Annotated in this window: 18 protein-coding genes and 1 pseudogene; 6 read left to right on the top strand and 13 right to left on the bottom strand. The window is 58.4% G+C overall.

Features of this window, described 5'->3' with window-relative positions; all coding sequences use genetic code 11:
- Positions 1–8 precede the first annotated feature (8 nt).
- Together XMD517_RS00915 and XMD517_RS00910 are read right to left on the bottom strand one after the other, a co-directional pair.
- Positions 9–1538 (bottom strand): class I adenylate-forming enzyme family protein, encoded by a 1530-nt coding sequence (locus tag XMD517_RS00915; RefSeq protein ID WP_173485552.1) that lies wholly within the window; start codon positions 1536–1538, stop codon positions 9–11.
- On the bottom strand, positions 1535–2692 hold the full coding sequence (locus tag XMD517_RS00910) for an acetyl-CoA acetyltransferase (protein ID WP_173485551.1): 1158 nt from the start codon (positions 2690–2692) through the stop codon (positions 1535–1537). Before XMD517_RS00910 ends, XMD517_RS00915 begins: the two co-directional genes overlap by 4 nt.
- Before the next feature lie 106 nt (positions 2693–2798).
- On the opposite strand from XMD517_RS00910, the gene XMD517_RS00905 reads away from it, so the two are divergent.
- The 6 genes from XMD517_RS00905 to aat all read left to right on the top strand — a co-directional run bounded on the left by XMD517_RS00905 (position 2799) and on the right by aat (position 7534).
- Positions 2799–3341: a helix-turn-helix transcriptional regulator gene (locus tag XMD517_RS00905; RefSeq protein WP_082392538.1), complete on the top strand. Its 543-nt coding sequence runs from the start codon at positions 2799–2801 to the stop codon at positions 3339–3341.
- Between the two features lie 58 nt (positions 3342–3399).
- Positions 3400–4026 (top strand): TetR family transcriptional regulator C-terminal domain-containing protein, encoded by a 627-nt coding sequence (locus XMD517_RS00900; protein ID WP_368493373.1) that lies wholly within the window; start codon positions 3400–3402, stop codon positions 4024–4026.
- Between the two features lie 142 nt (positions 4027–4168).
- A complete protein-coding gene (locus tag XMD517_RS00895) occupies positions 4169–4744 on the top strand; it encodes a hypothetical protein (protein ID WP_173485550.1) in 576 nt (191 codons plus the stop codon).
- A 282-nt stretch (positions 4745–5026) separates the two neighbouring features.
- Complete coding sequence (accB, locus tag XMD517_RS00890) at positions 5027–5524, top strand: acetyl-CoA carboxylase biotin carboxyl carrier protein (protein ID WP_055189109.1); 498 nt, start codon at positions 5027–5029, stop codon at positions 5522–5524.
- A 10-nt stretch (positions 5525–5534) separates the two neighbouring features.
- Entirely contained in the window at positions 5535–6887 is a 1353-nt protein-coding gene (gene accC, locus XMD517_RS00885) for an acetyl-CoA carboxylase biotin carboxylase subunit (protein WP_173485549.1), read from the top strand.
- 5 nt (positions 6888–6892) lie between these two features.
- The gene (aat, locus tag XMD517_RS00880; RefSeq protein ID WP_173485548.1) at positions 6893–7534 is read left to right on the top strand and encodes a leucyl/phenylalanyl-tRNA--protein transferase; all 642 of its coding nucleotides are present in this window, start codon (positions 6893–6895) and stop codon (positions 7532–7534) included.
- On the opposite strand, the gene XMD517_RS00875 is transcribed toward aat, so the two are convergent.
- The 11 genes and pseudogenes from XMD517_RS00875 to XMD517_RS00825 form a co-directional block, all read right to left on the bottom strand.
- Entirely contained in the window at positions 7498–7857 is a 360-nt protein-coding gene (locus XMD517_RS00875) for a DUF2155 domain-containing protein (protein ID WP_311197160.1), read from the bottom strand. The genes aat and XMD517_RS00875 overlap by 37 nt on opposite strands.
- On the bottom strand, positions 7854–8309 hold the full coding sequence (gene mlaD, locus XMD517_RS00870; RefSeq protein WP_173488095.1) for an outer membrane lipid asymmetry maintenance protein MlaD: 456 nt from the start codon (positions 8307–8309) through the stop codon (positions 7854–7856). Before mlaD ends, XMD517_RS00875 begins: the two co-directional genes overlap by 4 nt.
- Positions 8310–8341: 32 nt before the next feature.
- Positions 8342–8713: an NADH:ubiquinone oxidoreductase subunit NDUFA12 gene (locus XMD517_RS00865; protein ID WP_173485546.1), complete on the bottom strand. Its 372-nt coding sequence runs from the start codon at positions 8711–8713 to the stop codon at positions 8342–8344.
- A gap of 164 nt (positions 8714–8877) precedes the next feature.
- Positions 8878–10146, bottom strand: coding sequence for an ATP-dependent Clp protease ATP-binding subunit ClpX (clpX, locus tag XMD517_RS00860; RefSeq protein ID WP_173485545.1), 1269 nt, complete (start codon positions 10144–10146; stop codon positions 8878–8880).
- A 159-nt stretch (positions 10147–10305) separates the two neighbouring features.
- Entirely contained in the window at positions 10306–10932 is a 627-nt protein-coding gene (locus XMD517_RS00855; protein WP_173485544.1) for an ATP-dependent Clp protease proteolytic subunit, read from the bottom strand.
- A 320-nt stretch (positions 10933–11252) separates the two neighbouring features.
- Positions 11253–12104: pseudogene (locus XMD517_RS00850) on the bottom strand (ABC transporter permease); the annotation flags it as partial.
- A 5-nt stretch (positions 12105–12109) separates the two neighbouring features.
- Positions 12110–13381, bottom strand: coding sequence for an ABC transporter permease (locus XMD517_RS00845; protein WP_173485542.1), 1272 nt, complete (start codon positions 13379–13381; stop codon positions 12110–12112).
- Between the two features lie 169 nt (positions 13382–13550).
- The gene (locus XMD517_RS00840) at positions 13551–14657 is read right to left on the bottom strand and encodes an extracellular solute-binding protein (RefSeq protein WP_173485541.1); all 1107 of its coding nucleotides are present in this window, start codon (positions 14655–14657) and stop codon (positions 13551–13553) included.
- Positions 14658–14785: 128 nt separating this feature from the next.
- Entirely contained in the window at positions 14786–15886 is a 1101-nt protein-coding gene (locus XMD517_RS00835) for an ABC transporter ATP-binding protein (protein ID WP_254449635.1), read from the bottom strand.
- Between the two features lie 478 nt (positions 15887–16364).
- On the bottom strand, positions 16365–17573 hold the full coding sequence (locus XMD517_RS00830) for an aminopeptidase P family protein (protein ID WP_254450018.1): 1209 nt from the start codon (positions 17571–17573) through the stop codon (positions 16365–16367).
- Between the two features lie 234 nt (positions 17574–17807).
- Complete coding sequence (locus tag XMD517_RS00825) at positions 17808–19049, bottom strand: efflux RND transporter periplasmic adaptor subunit (RefSeq protein WP_173485539.1); 1242 nt, start codon at positions 19047–19049, stop codon at positions 17808–17810.

The raw sequence follows: 19049 nt of genomic DNA, 5'->3' as shown, positions 1-19049 counted from the left end.
CATGCGCCTCAGGGGTCACCGGATATACCACCGGCCTCCAGTCGCTGACGCAGCGCGGTTTTCAGCACCTTGCCATAGTTGTTTTTTGGCAATTCCGAGAGTTGGAAATAGGCTTTCGGCCGCTTGAAACGGGCGATCTGCGCCAGGCAATGGGCGTCCAGCGCCGCCTCGTCCAGATGTTCACCGGGGGCTGGAACCACAAAGGCAACCACATCCTCCCCCCATTCCGCATTCGCTCTCCCCACCACGGAGACTTCATGCACCGAAGGGTGGGTCAAAAGCGCCTCTTCCACCTCGCGCGGATAGATGTTGGTGCCACCGGAAATAATCACGTCTTTTGAACGATCCCGCATGGTCAGGTATCCATCCTGATCCAAAAACCCCATATCGCCGGTCATCAGCCATCCGTTCACAAGGGTCTTTTCCGTAGCCTCCGGGTTCTGCCAGTAACCCGGCATCACCGGGGCGCCCCGCACCATGATCTCTCCCACCTCACCGGGGGGAAGAGGGGTCCCTGCGTCGTCCCCGACCATCACCTCAACCACGCTTTGCGCACGCCCCACTGACGCCAGCCGTTCCCGCCAACGTGGATGGCTACGATCCGCCACTTCCTCCTTGCGCAATGCCGTGATCGCCATCGGGCATTCCCCCTGCCCATAGATCTGGGCAAAGACCGGACCAAACCAGTCCACCGCCTCAGCAATATCGGCCACATACATCGGGCCACCACCGTAGACGATGGTCTTGATCCCCGTGCCACGCCGCCCTGCCCTTTTGGCAACATCGGTCAGGCGGCGCACCATGGTTGGCGCCATGAACATCGACAATGGTCCCTGAGTTTCGGCAGCCTCCAGCAGCTCCATTTCATCAAATCCACCGGATGCGGGGGTGATGTGTCGCGCACCTTTCGCCACGTGGATCGGGGCATAGATCCCGGCCCCGTGGCTCATCGGAGCCATGTAGAAAGCCGCATCCTCCGGGTGCACCTCGTCGCAATCAAGCAGATAGGACAGGGATGTTGCGCGGATCATGCCATGGGTGATGAACACGCCCTTGGGCTGTCCGGTGGTGCCCGAAGTGTAAAAGAGCCAGGCCAGATCCTGGTCTGCACGCGGCACAATCGGAACAGGATCCGTCGCACAGATCCGGGCAAAATCGGCACTGGTGACATCCAGCATTGGCAGGTCTGTTTCGCCCTGTAACTCCGCCCCCAATTCGGGGGTGACCAGCACCAGACTGGCACCGGAATTGTCCAGTATATAGGCCACTTCTTTCGGGTGCAGCTTGGCGTTGATTGGCACAACCCCCGCACCAGCCGCCCATGCCCCATAGAACCCAAGCAGGTATTCCGGGCAGTTTTTCATGAACAAGGCCACACGGTCCCCCGGCGCTATTCCCCGCGCCTGCAGCTCCGCTGCCAGACCAAGAGACGCGCGATAGAACCCTGCATAATCAAATACCTGCGTCTTGCCTTGGAAAATTGCCGGTCGATGCCCCTGAACTTTCGCAATCCGTTCCAGCCACAGCGAAAGGTTCATCGCACCCCCTCCAGGATAGACGCATAGGAGGCAACACCAGAGCCGCCCATATTGAAGACCAGCCCCCGCTCGGCCCCGGCGACCTGCATCCCCTCGGCCGCACCTGTGACCTGACGCGCCATCAGAACATGCATCGACACACCGGTGGCACCTACCGGATGCCCCTTGGCCTTCAGCCCACCAGACAGGTTGACCGGAAGCGCCCCGCCGCGCTGCACAATCCCATCCTGAAGGGCCTGAGCCCCCTGCCCCGGCTCGGCAAGCCCCATCGCTTCGTAAATCATCAGCTCGGCAATGGTGAAACAATCATGCACCTCGGCCAGGTGCAGGTCAGCAAGCCCCATGCCCGCCTCGGTGAGCGCCGCCAGAATGGCCCGTTTCGGCCCTTCAAACGCAGTCAGATCCCGGCGCGACATTGGCAGGAAATCATTTACCTGCTGGCTGGCTGCAAAACGCACCGCGCGCGGCATGGACCGGGCCACATCATCCGACACCATCACCAGCGCCGCCGCCCCGTCAGAGACCAGCGAACAATCGGTGACCTTTAATGGGTCCGCCACCATCGGGTTCTTGTCGCTCACCTCGGCGCAGAACTCATAGGAAAGTTCCTTGTGAAGCTGCGCCAGTGGGTTGCGCATTGCATTGACATGATTCTTCACAGCAATCTGCGCAAGCGCATCGGACTGATCACCGTATTTGTCGAAATAGGCCCGCGCAAACCCGGCAAAGACCTGCGGAAAGCTCATTCCTGCCTCTTCCGCCTGATAAGCCGCATGCCCCAAACCGCGTGCCACCTCGGCTGTGGGCAAGTGGGTCATCTTTTCCGCACCGATCACCAGGGCAATCTTGGCGCGCCCGCTTTCAATTGCATCGCGCGCGGCATAGATCGCAGCCGCCCCGGACGCACAGGCATTTTCAAGCCGCGTCGCGGGGGTGAAACGCAGATCATCATGGATACCAAGCGCCAATGACGCCGCAAACCCATCCCCCACCATGCCCCCGTTGAAATGCCCAAGCCAGATGCCGTCAACATCCCCGGGCGCCACGCCCGCATGGTCCAACGCTTCGCGCCCTGCACTGATGATCAATGCTTCAAGATCAAAATCCGCAAGTTTGCCAAATTTGGTATGGCCCCAACCCACAATTTGCACCATGCTCCACTCCTGTCATTTGGCCTGTTCACGACAAAGAGTATCACGTTCCGGGGCAAGGTGGCGCAATCAGGTAGAAATACCCGCAAACCTCTGGCAGGATGGCGAAATGACGCAAATGGACATCGCTTTCATGCATGCGCCAACCGGGTTGGCGCTGACCGAAAACCGCATCGTTCGCCGGTGCAACCTGCGCTTTGCGGAGATGTTTGGCGCCGCTGTCGATGATTTTTCAGAGATGCCTCTGGAACGGCTTTACCCCTCGCTCAAGGATTATGAAAAGGTCGCACGCGTGGGGGGGAACATCCTGCGCGAAACCGGGCGCTATGAAGACGAGCGTGTCATGCGGCGCCTGAACGGCGCTTTGTTCTGGTGCCGGGTGCGTGGCACCTCCCTGACCCCTGAGGACCCCTTCAAACAGGGGGTGTGGAGCTTTGCCGACCTTTCCGCCGAACGCCCCGTCGTCGAATTGACCGCCCGAGAACGCGAGGTGGCCATCCTGACCTGTCAGGGCAAGACATCCAAGGAAATCGGGCTCGCCCTCGACCTCAGCTATCGTACTGTCGAGGCCCATCGCGCCCGGCTTTTACAAAAATTCGGCGCCCGAAAATTGCCTGAACTTGTCGCGAAATTCTCTGGTATGCCCTTATAAAATCGCGTAATTTTTACCCTATTGCCAAGGCTGTTTCCAGCCAGAAGGAGAGTGACTGGTGACACAGCCCCCGCAAACCCGCATCCAGAAACGCAACCGCGCAGCCATCCTTGATGCCGCGCTGGATGTGTTTTCCGCACATGGGTTTCGTGGTGCCACGCTGGACCAGATTGCTAAGGCGGCCGGGCTGTCAAAACCCAACCTGCTTTATTATTTCCCGTCCAAAGAGGCGGTGCATGGCGCGCTTCTGTCCCAATTGCTCGAAAACTGGCAAGAACCGCTGGAGGCGCTGGATCCGGAGGGGGACCCGGTTGAGGAACTGATCGCCTATGTGCTGCGCAAGCTTGAAATTGCCCGCGCCCTGCCGCGCGAAAGCCGTCTGTTTGCAAATGAGATTATTCAGGGCGCCCCCAGAATCCTTACGCAAATTCAGGGACCTGTGCGTCATCTTGTGGATGAAAAGGCCAAGTTGATCGCCCTGTGGTGCAAACAGGGGCAACTGACGGATCTTGATCCGCATCACCTGATTTTTTCAATCTGGGCGACGACGCAGCATTATGCGGATTTCGATGTGCAGGTTCGTGGCATCCTTGCGCCGCAAGGCGACGCCCATTTCGAAGATGCCGCCCGTTTTCTGGAACAGATGTATCGCGCGGCCCTGACCCCGTCCAAGGTGGGGGGCTGAGCCTCTCCCCTGTCAGCGAAGCATTTTATGCGAAACAGTCGTTAACCAAGAGTTCAGATTTCTCTGGGGAGTTAACCTTTGAGCAAGACATCCATCTCTAATCTTTCAGCAAGTGGGGGCTTCGTGAGAAACGGAGCAGAAAATGGATATTTCGGCACCATCACCGATCAGTGCGCAAGCCACGCTCGCAGCACATGCGCCGGTGCGCGAACCGCCAGCCGTCGCTCAGGTTGATCCCAGCCCGGCCAGCGATGGAACACGTATGGACTCCAACACCGCCAATGGTGAGGGTCGCTCAGATCTGGCCCAGGACGCGCGCCAAAGGCTGGCGCATCAGGAACGGCTGGAAGACCCAAAGACACCCACGGGTCCACCGCCGACCTTTCAGATCACTTTGCTTGAGGTGGAACAGGACCTGCACAATATCCTTGCCCGCCTCGAAATGGCCCGTTCAAAAGAACGCGATGCGGACGGGGTGCGCCCTGATGTTTCCGAGGACGCGGCTCAGACGTCCTCGGAACTTCAAAACAGGGCACTCAACGAGGCAAGGGATGTTCCGTCCTCGCAAGCCCAACAATTGAACGCACATGAGACAAACAGATCGGCCCCGGCGCGCTCCATTCCCGTGGTTGAGCCAGAACAGCTGCCAGCCCAGACCTCACAGCAGGCGGCCACGCTGACCAGAGCCCCGGCGACAAATGACGGCATGCCGGTTTGAGGCATCTCACGATTACGAAACCCGCGAAAGCATTTCGACTTTCACCTGAGGCCGGGAAAAGTCGATACGCCGCAAGCGATATCCAAGTCGTGCGGGTTTCGGAATAAACATATGTTTTAAGCGCACCCCGAAACGCCTTAATCGGCCCGTTTCACACGCAATGACCCCGCCAAAATTCAATTTTGGTGGGGTTCGCGCTTTTCTCCCCCTACGTCACGCTCTATATGTAGGCAGATAGTGATGACCCGCCCCAACGCGGGCACGGAAATAAGGCGAGGACCCATGTCCAAGAAAAACCACGAAACCGATGTGGCCTTTATCGAAGCTCTGGCCAAGCTGCTTCAGGAAAACGACCTGACGGAGCTGGAAGTCATGCGCGATTACGGCGAAAACGACAGCCTGAATGTGCGCGTCAGCCGCGCCAAAGAAGTGATCACCCAGATGGCCCCTGCTGTCGCGGCCGCGCCTGCTCCTGCAGCAGCAGCCCCTGCCGCGGCTCCCGCCGCAACCGAGGCACCAGCCGTTTCGGACGATCCCGCAAACCATCCCGGCGCGGTTCCTTCGCCCATGGTCGGCACCGCATATCTGCAACCAGAACCGGGTGCCCCTTCCTTTGTCAGCGTTGGCGACACCGTGTCGGAAGGCCAGACCGTACTGATCGTCGAAGCCATGAAAACCATGAACCAGATCCCTGCCCCGCGTGCGGGCAAAGTGAAACGGATCCTGGTCGAGGACGGCGCCCCCGTAGAATTCGGCGCGCCCCTCATGATCATTGAATAAGGGGCGGATCATGGCCCAATTCGATAAAATCCTGATCGCCAACCGCGGCGAGATCGCGCTTCGCGTGATCCGTGCGGCCCGCGAAATGGGCATCAAGACCGTCGCTGTGCATTCCACGGCTGACGTCGACGCCATGCATGTGCGGATGGCCGATGAGAGCGTCTGCATTGGCCCACCGCCGGGCACCGACAGCTATCTCTCGATCCCGGCCATTATCGCGGCCTGCGAAATCACCGGCGCACAGGCCGTGCATCCGGGCTATGGTTTCCTGTCGGAAAACGCCAATTTCGTGCAATGTCTGGAAGACCACGAGATCACCTTTATTGGCCCCTCGGCCAAACATATCCGCATGATGGGCGACAAAATCACCGCCAAGGACACGGCGATCAAACTGGGTATCCCGGTGGTTCCCGGTTCAGACGGTGGCGTCCCGGACATTGAAACCGCCCGCAAAGTGGCGGCGGATATGGGGTATCCGGTGATCATCAAGGCCACTGCTGGCGGCGGCGGTCGTGGCATGAAAGTGGCCGAAACCGAAGCCGATATCGAAATGGCCTTCTCGACCGCGCGCTCAGAGGCCAAAAGCGCCTTTGGCAATGACGAGGTTTACATGGAGAAATACCTCCAGAAACCGCGTCACATCGAGGTGCAGGTCTTTGGCGATGGCCAAGGCGGTGGGGTGCATCTGGCTGAACGCGACTGCTCATTGCAGCGACGTCACCAGAAAGTGTTCGAGGAGGCCCCCGGCCCCTGCATCACCCCGGAAGAACGCGCTCGTATCGGGTCGATCTGCGCCAATGCCATTGCCGAAATGGGTTATTCCGGCGCCGGCACAATCGAGTTCCTCTATGAAGATGGCGAGTTTTATTTCATCGAAATGAACACCCGCCTGCAGGTGGAACACCCCGTTACCGAGGCTATTTTCGGCGTTGACCTTGTGCGTGAACAGATCCGCGTTGCCGAAGGGATGAAACTCTCCTTCGGACAGGACGAGCTTGAGGTAAACGGGCACGCCATCGAGGTACGCCTGAATGCGGAACGTCTGCCCAACTTCACCCCCAGCCCGGGCAAGATCACCCAGTATCACGCTCCGGGAGGCCTTGGGGTGCGCATGGATTCGGCGCTTTATGATGGCTACTCGATCCCGCCCTATTACGACTCGCTGATTGGCAAGCTGATCGTGCATGGCCGCGACCGGGCCGAAGCTCTGTCGCGCCTGCATCGCGCCTTGGGAGAGCTGGTGATTGACGGCATCGACACAACCGTGCCGCTGTTCCACGCCCTCTTGGAAGAGGCCGACATTCATTCCGGGGAATACAACATTCACTGGCTTGAACGCTGGCTTGACGAAAACATGGGGTAAGGGCTTTGGCCCCTCCCCCCCTCACCGCTGAGTTATTGTTGCGCGCCTACGCAATGGGCGTGTTTCCAATGGCAGAAAGCCGGGACGACCCAGAGATTTTCTGGGTCGACCCGAGAGAGCGCGGTATCTTTCCGAACGGCGGCTTTCACCTTTCGCGATCCCTCCGCCGCACCATCCGAAAATCACCAATGACCGTGACCCTGAACCGGGATTTCGCGGGCGTCGTGAAGGGCTGTGCAGACCGCGATGAAACCTGGATCAACGACGAGATTTTTGCACTTTATTGCGACTTGCATCAGATGGGGCATGCCCATTCCCTCGAGCTCTGGGATGGCCATACGCTGGCGGGGGGCGTCTATGGCGTCACTCTGGGGGCTGCCTTTTTTGGTGAAAGCATGTTTTCGCGCCGTCGGGACGCGTCAAAAATTGCCCTCGCCTACCTGACCAGGCATCTGGAAGATTGCGGGTTTAAGCTCTTTGATACGCAGTTCCTGACGCCACATCTGGCCAGCCTCGGAGCGATCGAAATCCCGCGTGCCGACTATCATGAGCGTTTGTCGAAAGCCCTTGGAAGCCGGGCCAGCCTGACGTCCCGCCCGTTACCGGACGCTTATTCGGTGGTGCAGCGCAGCACCCAGACATCATAGCGCGGATGATCCAGGCCGTTCAGCCCGGGGCTTGAGGAAATCATCCAGCCCTCAAAGGCGGTTTTCTCTGAGTTTCCATCCCGCACAACCAACCAAGCGAAAGCATCACCTGACGGGTTGTCGGTCGGATAGCGGCATTCCCCCAAGGTGATCTGCAATTTGCCTAGCAGAACTGTTTCACCAGCGGTCAGTGAAAAATCCTCGTAGCTGCCAGAAATCTTATCCAGACCGCGCAGCATGGCACCAGGGGCCTTTGCCGTCTGGGCTGTTGCCGCCAGCGGGGCAAGCAGGGCAATAGCACTGACAAATGCGCGAAAAATCACTTCTCCCCTCCACCATCGGAGACGAATTTCATCAAAAGCTGGACCAGGCTGACCGACCCCTGCGTATCCTCAATCTCCGCACCTGGCTCAAGATTGAACGGAGAGCCCCCCGGCAGAAGCTCCACATAGGAGCCCCCCAGCAGGCCTTCGGACGAAATGATGACAGCCGTGTCTTCAGGAAGCGCCACATCGGATTGCACGGAAAACGCTGCTTCGGCCCGGAAAGTTTCCGGGTTCAGCGAAATACCCGTGATCTGCCCCACTTTCACACCAGCAAGGCGCACATCCGTGCCAATCGAAATCCCGTCAGCGGATCGGAAAGAGGCGGAATAACTGTCCAGATGGCTGCTACCGGAAATTCCAACAATTTGTCCCGCATAGACGAGAAAGGCCACGGCGGCTGCCAGAACAACGCCGCCGGTGATAACTTCGGTGGTGTGGGATTGGCTCATCTCGCCCCCGTTTCTGTCTGCGATAGCGCGGGTTATTCCGGCTGCCAGGCCTCATAATCGCGACGCTCAGCCGGTTGCGCCTGACGCAGCGATCCAGCCGGTGCATAGGCGGCAGGCGAGCCGGTCAGGTTGTCCTGATGGGGTTTTTCCCAGCCTTTATGCTCAAGCGGTGCCTCGGACGGGCAGTTGTCAAAGGTGTGGTGCAGCCAGCCGTGCCAATCCGGGCTCACGCGGCTTGCCTCAGGTTCCCCTTTGAAGATCACCCAGCGGCGGCTGTCATCCTTGTTGCGGTAAAACACATTCCCCTGCTCATCTTCACCCACCTTGACGCCTTTGCGCCGGGTAAAGAGCCAGGTGCCGATGGTTTCGCCGTGATACCAGGTCAGAAGGGACAGTAGCCGCATGTCAATCTCCGCTTTCTCTCAACCTCATATGGCGCAAAGACGTGCAAAGGTCCAGTGCTTTGCTTTGATTTGACTGGCTCTGCGCTGTTTTCCCCTCACCTGGTTCCTGCAACGCAAAAGCCACCCTGCGAAGGGTGGCTTTCTTAGTAGCTCTCAGGGGCTTGTCAGCTGGCAGAGGCGCCTTCCTGTTCCCCTTTTGCGTAGATGATCAGCGGCGACGCATCCGAGGTGACGGCCTCTTCATTGACCACAACTTCATCCACATTCTCCAAAGCCGGCAGGTCAAACATTGTATCGAGCAGGATATCTTCCATGATCGACCGCAGGCCCCGCGCACCGGTTTTACGCTCAATCGCGCGTTTGGCGATGGCGGTGAGCGCATCTTCGGTAAAGGTCAGCTGCGCCTCTTCCAGTTCAAACAGGCGTTGATACTGTTTCACCAAGGCGTTTTTCGGCGCGGTCAGGATCGTGACCAGCGCGTCTGCATCCAGATCTTCCAGCGTTGCAATCACCGGCAGACGCCCGACAAATTCGGGAATCAGCCCGAATTTCAGAAGATCTTCCGGCTCCAGCTCCTTGAAAATCTCGCCCACGCCGCGATCATCATCATCCTTCACTTCGGCACCAAAGCCGATGGCCGACCCTTTGCCACGTTGGGCAATGATCCGGTCGAGGCCCGCAAATGCGCCGCCGCAAATGAAAAGAATATTGGTCGTGTCGACCTGCAGGAATTCCTGCTGCGGATGTTTGCGCCCACCTTGCGGCGGCACGGAGGCAACCGTGCCTTCCATGATTTTCAGAAGCGCCTGCTGCACCCCCTCGCCCGACACATCGCGGGTAATCGACGGATTGTCGGATTTGCGGGTGATCTTGTCGACCTCGTCAATATAGACAATGCCGCGCTGCGCGCGTTCGACATTGTATTCCGAGGCCTGAAGCAGCTTGAGGATGATGTTTTCCACATCTTCGCCCACATAACCGGCCTCCGTCAGTGTCGTCGCATCCGCCATGGTGAAGGGCACGTCCAGAATACGGGCAAGCGTCTGGGCCAGAAGGGTTTTACCACAGCCCGTTGGGCCAATCAGAAGGATGTTCGACTTGGCCAGCTCGATATCCTCGCCGGATTTTGCCGCATGGTTCAGACGTTTGTAATGGTTGTGCACCGCCACGGCGAGCACGCGTTTTGCATGGGCCTGACCGATCACGTAATCGTCCAGAACCCCGCAGATTTCCTGCGGTGTCGGAACCCCATCCGCGGCCTTGAGGCCAGAGGATTTGGTTTCCTCACGAATAATGTCCATGCAAAGTTCGACGCATTCATCACAGATAAATACGGTGGGACCAGCAATCAGCTTACGCACCTCGTGCTGGCTCTTTCCGCAGAAAGAACAATAGAGGGTGTTTTTGCTGTCACCGGAGGAATTATTCGCCATCTTGTCTTCCCTAGGGCCTGCGCCCGAAACATGAAATGCCCGTTCGGGCCTGAAACGGCCCCTGCGCCTTTAGCTTAGGACAGGGGCCGGTTGGGCACAATGCGATTTTCCACATGGCCTTTTTAATCACAGGCAGCAAATGGGCTGCCTCACCTCAAGTTACTCGTCTTCTGTCTTGGGGCGGTTCTCGACGATCTCGTCGATATGTCCCCAATCCTTGGCCTCCTGCGGCGACATGAAGTTGTCGCGCTCCAGCGCTTTCTCCACGTTTTTCAGCGAGTTGCCTGTGTGTTTTACATAGATCTGATGCAGGGTGTCCTTGACCTTCTGGGTCTCGGCCGCATGGATCATGATATCGGTCGCCTGCCCCTGATATCCGCCCGAGGGCTGGTGCACCATGATGCGCGAATGCGGCAAGGAAAACCGCATCCCCTTTTCACCAGCCACCGACAGGACCGACCCCATCGACGCGGCCTGACCAATCACCAGGGTCGACACTTTCGGCTTGATATACTGCATCGTGTCATAGATCGACAGGCCAGAGGTCACCACGCCGCCGGGCGAGTTGATATACATCGAGATTTCTTTTTTCGGATTTTCCGCTTCGAGATGCAGAAGCTGCGCCACGATCAGGCTCGACATGCCATCATGAATCGGCCCGTTCACGAACACGATGCGTTCTTTCAGAAGGCGCGAGAAAATATCATAAGCCCGTTCCCCGCGCGAGGTTTGCTCAACCACCATGGGGACAAGGGTATTGTTGTAAAGATCAATAGGGTCGTGCATTCTGCCTGCTTTCATAGTCGCGTGTATTGGCCCGTCCTGGGCCGACCTCATCAGAGATTAGTGGGGCACACCGGGGGCCGCAAGGGGCTGCGGGGCGCGGGGCACCGGAAAACGAGATCGGGCTGGGGTGCAAAACGAGCCATCATGTCAGGCATCGCGCAAAAGCGTTAACAATTCCTTTCCATCCCACCCGCCTGACCTTGATTTCCCCAAAAGCGTTTCGAGTTATTGTTGCCCCCAAAGATGACTGGAAACACCTGAACAAAAAACGGCGCCCCGCTTTGGGACGCCGTTTTCTTTTGGGATTTATGACCCCCGGATTAACCGGGTGACATACCACGCAGGCGCTCAGACCGGCGACGCAGCAGTTCCACGGTGGTCAGCAGGGCAATCGAGATCACCACGAGGATGGTGGCCACCGCCAGAATGGTCGGTGAGATCTGCTCGCGCAGGCCCAGGAACATCTGCCAAGGCAGGGTTTTCTGACCGGCAGAGCCGACAAACAGCACCACAACCACTTCGTCAAACGAGGTGATAAAGGCAAAGAGGGCCCCGGAAATCACGCCGGGCAGGATGAGCGGCATCTGCACCCGGAAGAACGTGGTCACCGGATCGGCGCCCATATTCGCCGCAGCCCGTGTCAAAGAGCGGTCAAAGCCCACCAGCGTTGCGGTCACCGTAATGATCACAAACGGGATCCCCAGCGCGGCATGGGCCAGCACCACTCCCCAGTAAGACCCCTGCAGGCCCAGACGGGAATAGAAGAAATACATCCCCGCAGCTGAGATGATCAGGGGCACGATCATCGGCGAAATCAGGATCGCCATGATCGCGCGTCGGTATGGCACATGCGGTTGGCTGAGGCCGATTGCCGCCAGCGTCCCGAAGCCCACCGACAGAAGCGTTGCCACCGGTGCAATGCGCACCGAGTTCCACAGCGACGATTGCCAATCCGCATTCGAGAAGAAATCGCGGTAGTGTTTCAGCGAATAGCCGTCAGGATCCAGGCGCAGCATTTCCGGTGTGAAGGTGAAGAAATCCTGTGCGTTGAAGCTCAGCGGGATCACCACCACAATCGGTGCGATAAGGAAAAAGAAGATCAGACCGCAGATGAACCGGAACGTATAGTACCAGATCCGTTGGCCGGTGGAGGCATAAGGAGGAAGTCCCATAGTGTTTATCCCAGTTTCACGTTGTCGATGCCCACGATCTTGTCATAGGCCCAATAAAGGACCAGCACGACCGCGAGGAGAATGGCGCCCAGTGCCGCTGCCAGACCCCAATTGAGCGAGGTCGAGATGTGGTAGGCAATCTGGTTCGAAATGAAGGTGCCCTTGGTGCCACCAACCAGCGCCGGCGTGATGTAGTAACCGATCGCGAGGATGAAGACGAGGATCGAGCCCGCACCGATACCCGGCACCGTCTGCGGGAAATAAACCCTCCAGAACGCGGTCCAATCCGTGGCCCCCAGAGATTTCGCGGCCCGCAGGTAGCTGGGCGGGATGGTCTGCATCACCGAATACATCGGCAGGATCATGAAGGGCAGCAGAATATGGGTCATCGCAATGATGGTCCCGGTCTGGTTGTTGATGATGACCAGACGACTGTCATCCGCGATAAACCCGACCCAAACCAACAGGTCGTTGATCACCCCCTGTTGCTGCAGCAGGATTTTCCAGGCCGAGGTCCGCACCAGAAGCGAGGTCCAGAACGGCAGCAGCACCAGGATCATCAGAAGGTTTGAGATCCGCATCGGCAGATTGGCCAGGATCCAGGCCACCGGATAGGCCAGCATGATACAGCTGAACGTAATCAGCAAAGACATCCAAAGGGTGCGCCCCAGAAGGTTCATGTAGATCTGTTCGTCTTCGGGACGCGCCTCGGCGCCATCCGGCCCGACCCGCATGTCAACGGCGTTCAGGAAATAGCCCTGCGTGACACGCGGCGAATAGGTCTGAATGGTGCGCCAGACCTCAGTGTCCGCCCAGGCCTTGTTCAGATCGATCAGCTCTTCTTTCCACGGGCCGCCATTTTCGATATCAAATTTCTTGGCCTTGCGGCCCGCCTTGCGGAAGGCCGACGCGATACCGGGGTTTTCATAGTTCAGACGTGTGCCGACCTTTGTGTGGGTCTTCGCCTCGGCTGCGTCTTTCAGATCTGCCGCCATTGCGGCATAGACCGCTTCACTTGGCAACTCGCCTGAATTCGCATCCCAGTCCTGGATGGCCACAACCGTGCGCGGCAAGGTGTCGGCCACGATGTCGTTTTTGACCGAGCGATAGAGCATATCGCCTACAGGCAGAATGAAACTGACCAGAATAAAGATCAGCAAAGGAGCGATCAGCATCAGGGCGCGCATTTTCTGCCGCCTGAGCGCACGCGCCAAGCTGCGCTTGAGTGGGGTCCCGTCTGCGGCCAGAACCGGGCCGGTATCTGTCATATCGCTCATATCATCCCTGTCGGCTTACGCCTTTTTGTTTTGTTGCAGCATGTCGAAAGTGACTAACGAAAGGTCTGGAAAATAAAGAAAATCACGCGGCACCAATTGGCAACCGGAATTCGGACCGCGGGGTGAAGGGGGCCGCATACTGCGGCGCAGCCCCCTTCGAAAGCTGGAATTACTTGGCCAGCCAGGCTTCAAACTTCGCGTTCAGATCGTCGCGGTTGTCTGCCCACCATTCGTAGTCATAGACGTGAATGTTGCCAGAGTTGGCAGGATCGGTCGGCATGTGCGGCGCCATGTCGATGCCCAGTTCCGCGTGTTTACCCACCAGCGGAGCCGACGACTTACGCGACGGACCGTAGGAGATGTAGGCGGCCTGGTCTGCCAGACGCTGGGTGTCGGTGGCGAACTTCAGGAAGTCCAGCGCACGGGCACGGCGATCTGCCGGCAGGTTGGCGGGCAGCACCCAACCATCAAGGTCAAACGACTGCATGTCCCAGAGCATACCAATCGGCTGGTTCTGCTCGGCAATGGCCGAGAACAGGCGACCGTTGAAGGTCGAGCCGAACACCACTTCGCCGTCAGCCAGCAGCTGCGGGGTTTCCGCACCAGCAGTCCACCAGACAACGTCCGACTTGATGCTGTCGAGCTTCTTGAACGCACGGTCTACACCTTCGTCGGTGCCCAGCACGTCATAGATCTCATCTTTGGCAACGCCGTCGCAATAGAGAGCCCATTCCATGTTGTCGATCGGGCGTTTTTGCAGCGAACGCTTACCCGGATAGGTGGCCGTGTCGAAGATCGCGCAGACATCAGTCGGCGGGGTGTCCCCCACCATATCGGTGCGATAGCCGAAGGTGGTCGAATAAACGATCTGCGGAACAAAACAGTCAGATACGATCAGCGGATCCATGTCTTCGGATGCCGGGGTGCCATCGGGGGCAGCGGCCAGCATTTCGTCATGGTTCAGCTCTTCCGCCAGACCTTCGTCGCACAGGCGCATCGAGTCCGAGGCCACGGCATCCACCAGGTCCCAGGTCACGTTGCCGGCTTCATTCATGGCGCGCATTTTGGCCACGGCTTCTGCCGACGAGGTGTCCCAGGTCACGGTCAGGCCCGGGTTCATCGCCAGATAGGGTTCAACATAGGCCTTGTGCTGGCTTTCCTGATAGGCACCGCCCCAGGACACGAGGGTCAGCTCGTTCGACATTTCTTCGGCGTTTGCAACGCCAGCGGCAACGGTCAGTGCCGTCGAGGCCGCAAGAAACTTAGCTACTTTCATATTTTTCTCCCTGTTACATTCCCGTAATTTTCTTGGGGCCGGCAGACGGGCGGCAGCGTGGCCCCGGACTGTTCACCGTTGCCACCCATCGGGCACCCAGCGGCCCCGAAGGCGGCAAAGGCAATATCTTAGGCGTCCAGCGCGCGGCAATCCTGCGGAAGCCAGCCGATTTCGATCTGCTGGCCCGGGACCAGACGATCAACATCAGGGGCGTTGCGGGTCTTGATAATGAAGTCTTCATTACCGGCCACACGCAGACGGGTGCGGAAAATGTCACCCATATAAATGAACTCAAGCACTTCGGCCTTGAGGGTATGAGCGCCTTCCTGCAGGCGTTCTTTATTGTATTCGACACGCTCGGGGCGGATCGACACTTTGGTGCGCTCGCCCACTTTGGACACATTGATCGGGGTGGCATCAAGCTCTTCCCCATCATCCAGACGCACCACACATGTGTCGCCCTTCATCTCGGTGACAACCCCCTCCAGAGTGTTGTTCTCCCCGATGAACTGCGCGACAAAACTGTTTTGCGGCTTTTCATAAAGATCCGCCGGCGGCGCCAGCTGCTGAATGCGGCCATCATCAAACACGGCGACATTGTCCGACATGGTCAGCGCTTCGGTCTGGTCATGGGTCACGTAAACCGTGGTGATCCCCAACTGATGTGCCAGATGGGTGATTTCGAACTGCATCTTTTCGCGCAGCTGTTTGTCAAGCGCACCCAGCGGTTCGTCCATCAGCACCAGTTCCGGTTCGAACACCAGCGCACGGGCCAAGGCGACCCGTTGTTGCTGACCGCCCGAAAGCTGGGCGGGGCGGCGACCACCGAAAGCGCCCATTTCCACCATATCCAGCGCGCGTTTGATCTTCGCTTCGCGCTCGGATTTGCCCATTTTGCGCACTTCCAACGGGAAGGCGAGGTTTTCGGCAATCGTCATATGCGGAAACAGGGCGTAGTTCTGGAAAACCATGCCAATGCCGCGCTTGTGCGGCGGAATATTGTTGATCGGTCGACCGTCCAGCAGAATGTCGCCATGGGTTGCGGTTTCAAACCCTGCCAGCATCATCAGGCAGGTGGTTTTCCCGGATCCGGACGGCCCGAGCATGGTCAGGAATTCGCCCTTACCCACGGACAGGTTGAGGTCTTTCACGACCAGGTTAACCCCGTCATAGCTTTTCTGAACACGATCAAATACGACGAAACCGTCGTTCGCAGCAGTATCGGTCAAGTGACCCCCCTGTACCCGTTTTCGGGCTCTCTGTTGCAGCGCCTGCGCTTGCTTCACAGGCATCTTATTTTTTTCGGCTGTCCCGGAGCTGAACCCAGCTCTTCCCTGCAGCCTTTTGGTGCGTAAGATAAAGCCAACACGAAGCGCGGACAGATTGCAACAGGAAAGCGACGTTTTTTGTCCATTAACGACAAGGTATTGGCAGTGATTGGATCCAATGATACATTTTCGTCAGACTTGATTGGAAACAATCATATTGCCGCCCCTACCCCGTTTTTTGATATTTTCTTACGAGATTGCAAAGCTTTTGATCTCGAATCGAAACTCAGACAACCATACGCAGGGACAGCAACACCATCGCTTCATCTTAAAGGGTATCTGTCGCCATCTGAGACGGAACAGGTCCGAAACCTCAAGAGCATCTCACAATTGCGCGCGCTGAGGTCACGCCGTGACCTCAGCTGCCATCCGGCATGTGTTAGATCGCAACAATGTTGTGTTCCGGGCCATAGGGGAAGCCGGTGATATTTTCGGCCCCCGCTTCACCCACGACAAGAATGTCATGTTCGCGGTATCCACCCGCCCCCGGCTGGCCCTCCGGCAGGAACAGCATCGGCTCCATCGAGACCACCATTCCGGGCTCCAGCACCGTGTCGATGTCTTCGCGCAGCTCCAGCCCCGCCTCGCGCCCATAGTAATGCGATAGAACGCCAAACGAGTGCCCATAGCCAAAGGAGCGATATTGCAGCAGGTTTTCACTTTCAAAAAACCTGTTGATTTCAGCCGTAATGCCCGAACAGGTCGCCCCCGGCTTGATCAGGCTCAGCCCCAGCTCATGCGCGGCCACATTGGCTTCCCAGATGCGCAGGCTGTCGCGGTCCGGCTCACCAATGAACAGCGTGCGTTCCAAAGCGGTGTAATAGCCCGAGATCATCGGAAACGTGTTCAGGGACAGGATGTCGCCTGCTTCCAGTCGGCGCGTGGTCACCGGGTTATGGGCACCGTCTGTGTTGATGCCGGACTGAAACCAGACCCAACTGTCACGGATTTCGCTGTCGGGATGCGCGCGGGAGATTTCCTCTTCCATCGCATCCCGTCCGGCCATGGCAATGTCAATTTCGCGGGCGCCCAGACGTATCGCGTCGCGAATTGCAGCGCCACCGACATCTGCCACCCGCGCCCCGTCGCGGATCAGCGCGATCTCTTCTGCGGATTTGATCATCCGCGCCTGCATCGTGTCCGCAGCAATGTCGACAAGCTCGGCACCTTGCAGAAACTCTTTCGCAAGCGCCTGCTGGGCCAGTGTCAGATGATCACCTTCGATCCCGATCTGCCTTGCGCCACCGGCAACCTCTCGCACCGCGCGCCAGTAATTGTTTCGCTCCCAATCAGTGTAGATCACGTTGTCGCCAAAGCTGCGCCGCCACGGTTGCCCTGCATCAATATTGGCGCTGATCGTGGTGCAGCGGTCAGCGGTGACCACGCAGCCGTAGGGGCGCCCAAAGGAGCAATACAGAAAGCCCGAATAATAGGCGATATTGTGCATTGAGGTGAACAGGGCGGCCTCGATCCCTTTCGCCGCCATAATGGCCCGCAGCTGCGTCAGCCGGCGTTCATATTCGGTATTTGAAAAGGGCAGCGGGGCTTTTTCACCGTTTTCACAGACAAAGAACTGAGGACGTTGCATAAGCATCTCCATATCCGAGGCCGGGATGGGTTTTGGGATGGTCATGCCCGGCCAATCAATGCCCCGGCGTTCAGGACAGTTGATCTCCGGTCGGGGAACTGCGGCGGATCAAACGGCTGGGAAACCTCCCAAGGATCCGTGGCGCAGGCCCGGTGCAGCGACGCCATCGCTGCGGATAACAAATACCTGCCTGATTCCCGTCAGCTCTGTCAATCAGCTTGTAAACGGAAAGATCTAGTCCCCCGCAAGCAAAGCCCGGTCAGCGATCAATACCTCATGCCCTACACGGTCACCGGGATGGGTGATGACCTGCTCCCCTTCAAGCAGGCCCTCTGCCACTTCGGCAAAATCCTCATTCCGATGCGAAATCAATACCTTCCGCAGATAAGCCAAATCGTTTTCTGCCACGAAAACCGCCCATTCGCCCCCAGATCTGAACAACGCCGAGACCGGCACACGCAACACGTCCTCTGCCGACCATTCGACAATGCGCAGATAGGTGCGGAACCCATGTCCAAGGGCCGCTCTCGCCTCGGTCGGACTGTCGAAATCCAACCGCACCTTGACCCGCTGTTCTTCAATGCCCAGCGCAGAAAGCTTTGTGAAACCAGAGGGTTCTATCACCCGAAGATGTGCCATCAGGGTTTCCCCACCGCCCCAGCGTTCAACATAAGCCCGCGCACCAGGCGTCAGCCGCACTGCATCCGAGGAGAGGAGATCCGCCGTAATTTCAAGGTCACTCGTCTCACCAATGGACAGGATTGGTGTCCCCGCCTGCACCATACGCGCGCTTTCATGGGCGATGCTCAGCACGGTGCCGGATACCGGGGCCAGCAGGTCCAGACAACATGAGGACCTGTCCTCATCGCCCCGCCCGCTTTCGGGTTCGATCAAGGTCGCGGTCTGTGCGGCCAGCTCACCTTTGCGCATTTCATATTGGGCATGGGCCGCATCAAGCTTGGCCGCCGCAAGGTCCAGCGACAGCTCTGCCGCATCAAGCTGGGTTTGCGGGGCGGTGCCACGTGCATGAAGGTCCACGAGGCGGCTGAGATTGACCTGTGCATGGCCCAGATCCGCCTCAGCCATGGCGATGTTTGAACGGGCAAGTTGCAACGCGGCTTCGGCCTGGGCCACGGCGGCTTCGGCCTGCGCACGGGACCGGTCATCCAAAAATGCGGGCGCGCCGGGGGCGATGCGCGCCACAAGCGTTTCCCCGGCCACCACCATATCCCCGACCCGCAGAGGGCTGCGGTCCATCTGACCTGTTACCGGGGCGGACAGGTCATAGATATCGCGGATCCTGGTCTGCCCCTCGGCATTGATGGTCACCTCCAGCGGCCCGCGCCCCACCTCAGCCAGATCCACCGGGACGGCTTCGGGGCGGCTGGCCACATAGATCAGCGCCACAACCCCGATCACAGCCAGGGATCCCAGCCCGAACTTGCGCCAGATCTTTGTGTTTTCACGTCCAGACAT

Source organism: Aliiroseovarius sp. xm-d-517, assembly GCF_013283135.1.
Classification (GTDB): Bacteria; Pseudomonadota; Alphaproteobacteria; order Rhodobacterales; family Rhodobacteraceae; genus Aliiroseovarius; species Aliiroseovarius crassostreae.
The sequence above is the reverse complement of the archived record's forward strand: the minus strand, read 5'-3'. Positions and strand labels throughout refer to the sequence as shown.

Coding starts and splice junctions, on each gene's coding strand:
- XMD517_RS00830 (WP_254450018.1), bottom strand. CDS start 17,573: ATGCAACGTCCTCAGTTCTTTGTCTGTGAAAACGGTGAAAAAGCCCCG.
- XMD517_RS00865 (WP_173485546.1), bottom strand. CDS start 8,713: ATGCGGCTACTGTCCCTTCTGACCTGGTATCACGGCGAAACCATCGGC.
- XMD517_RS00915 (WP_173485552.1), bottom strand. CDS start 1,538: ATGAACCTTTCGCTGTGGCTGGAACGGATTGCGAAAGTTCAGGGGCAT.
- XMD517_RS00855 (WP_173485544.1), bottom strand. CDS start 10,932: ATGCACGACCCTATTGATCTTTACAACAATACCCTTGTCCCCATGGTG.
- accB (WP_055189109.1), top strand. CDS start 5,027: ATGTCCAAGAAAAACCACGAAACCGATGTGGCCTTTATCGAAGCTCTG.
- clpX (WP_173485545.1), bottom strand. CDS start 10,146: ATGGCGAATAATTCCTCCGGTGACAGCAAAAACACCCTCTATTGTTCT.
- XMD517_RS00905 (WP_082392538.1), top strand. CDS start 2,799: ATGACGCAAATGGACATCGCTTTCATGCATGCGCCAACCGGGTTGGCG.
- XMD517_RS00895 (WP_173485550.1), top strand. CDS start 4,169: ATGGATATTTCGGCACCATCACCGATCAGTGCGCAAGCCACGCTCGCA.
- mlaD (WP_173488095.1), bottom strand. CDS start 8,309: ATGAGCCAATCCCACACCACCGAAGTTATCACCGGCGGCGTTGTTCTG.
- XMD517_RS00910 (WP_173485551.1), bottom strand. CDS start 2,692: ATGGTGCAAATTGTGGGTTGGGGCCATACCAAATTTGGCAAACTTGCG.
- XMD517_RS00825 (WP_173485539.1), bottom strand. CDS start 19,049: ATGTCTGGACGTGAAAACACAAAGATCTGGCGCAAGTTCGGGCTGGGA.
- XMD517_RS00840 (WP_173485541.1), bottom strand. CDS start 14,657: ATGAAAGTAGCTAAGTTTCTTGCGGCCTCGACGGCACTGACCGTTGCC.
- accC (WP_173485549.1), top strand. CDS start 5,535: ATGGCCCAATTCGATAAAATCCTGATCGCCAACCGCGGCGAGATCGCG.
- XMD517_RS00845 (WP_173485542.1), bottom strand. CDS start 13,381: ATGAGCGATATGACAGATACCGGCCCGGTTCTGGCCGCAGACGGGACC.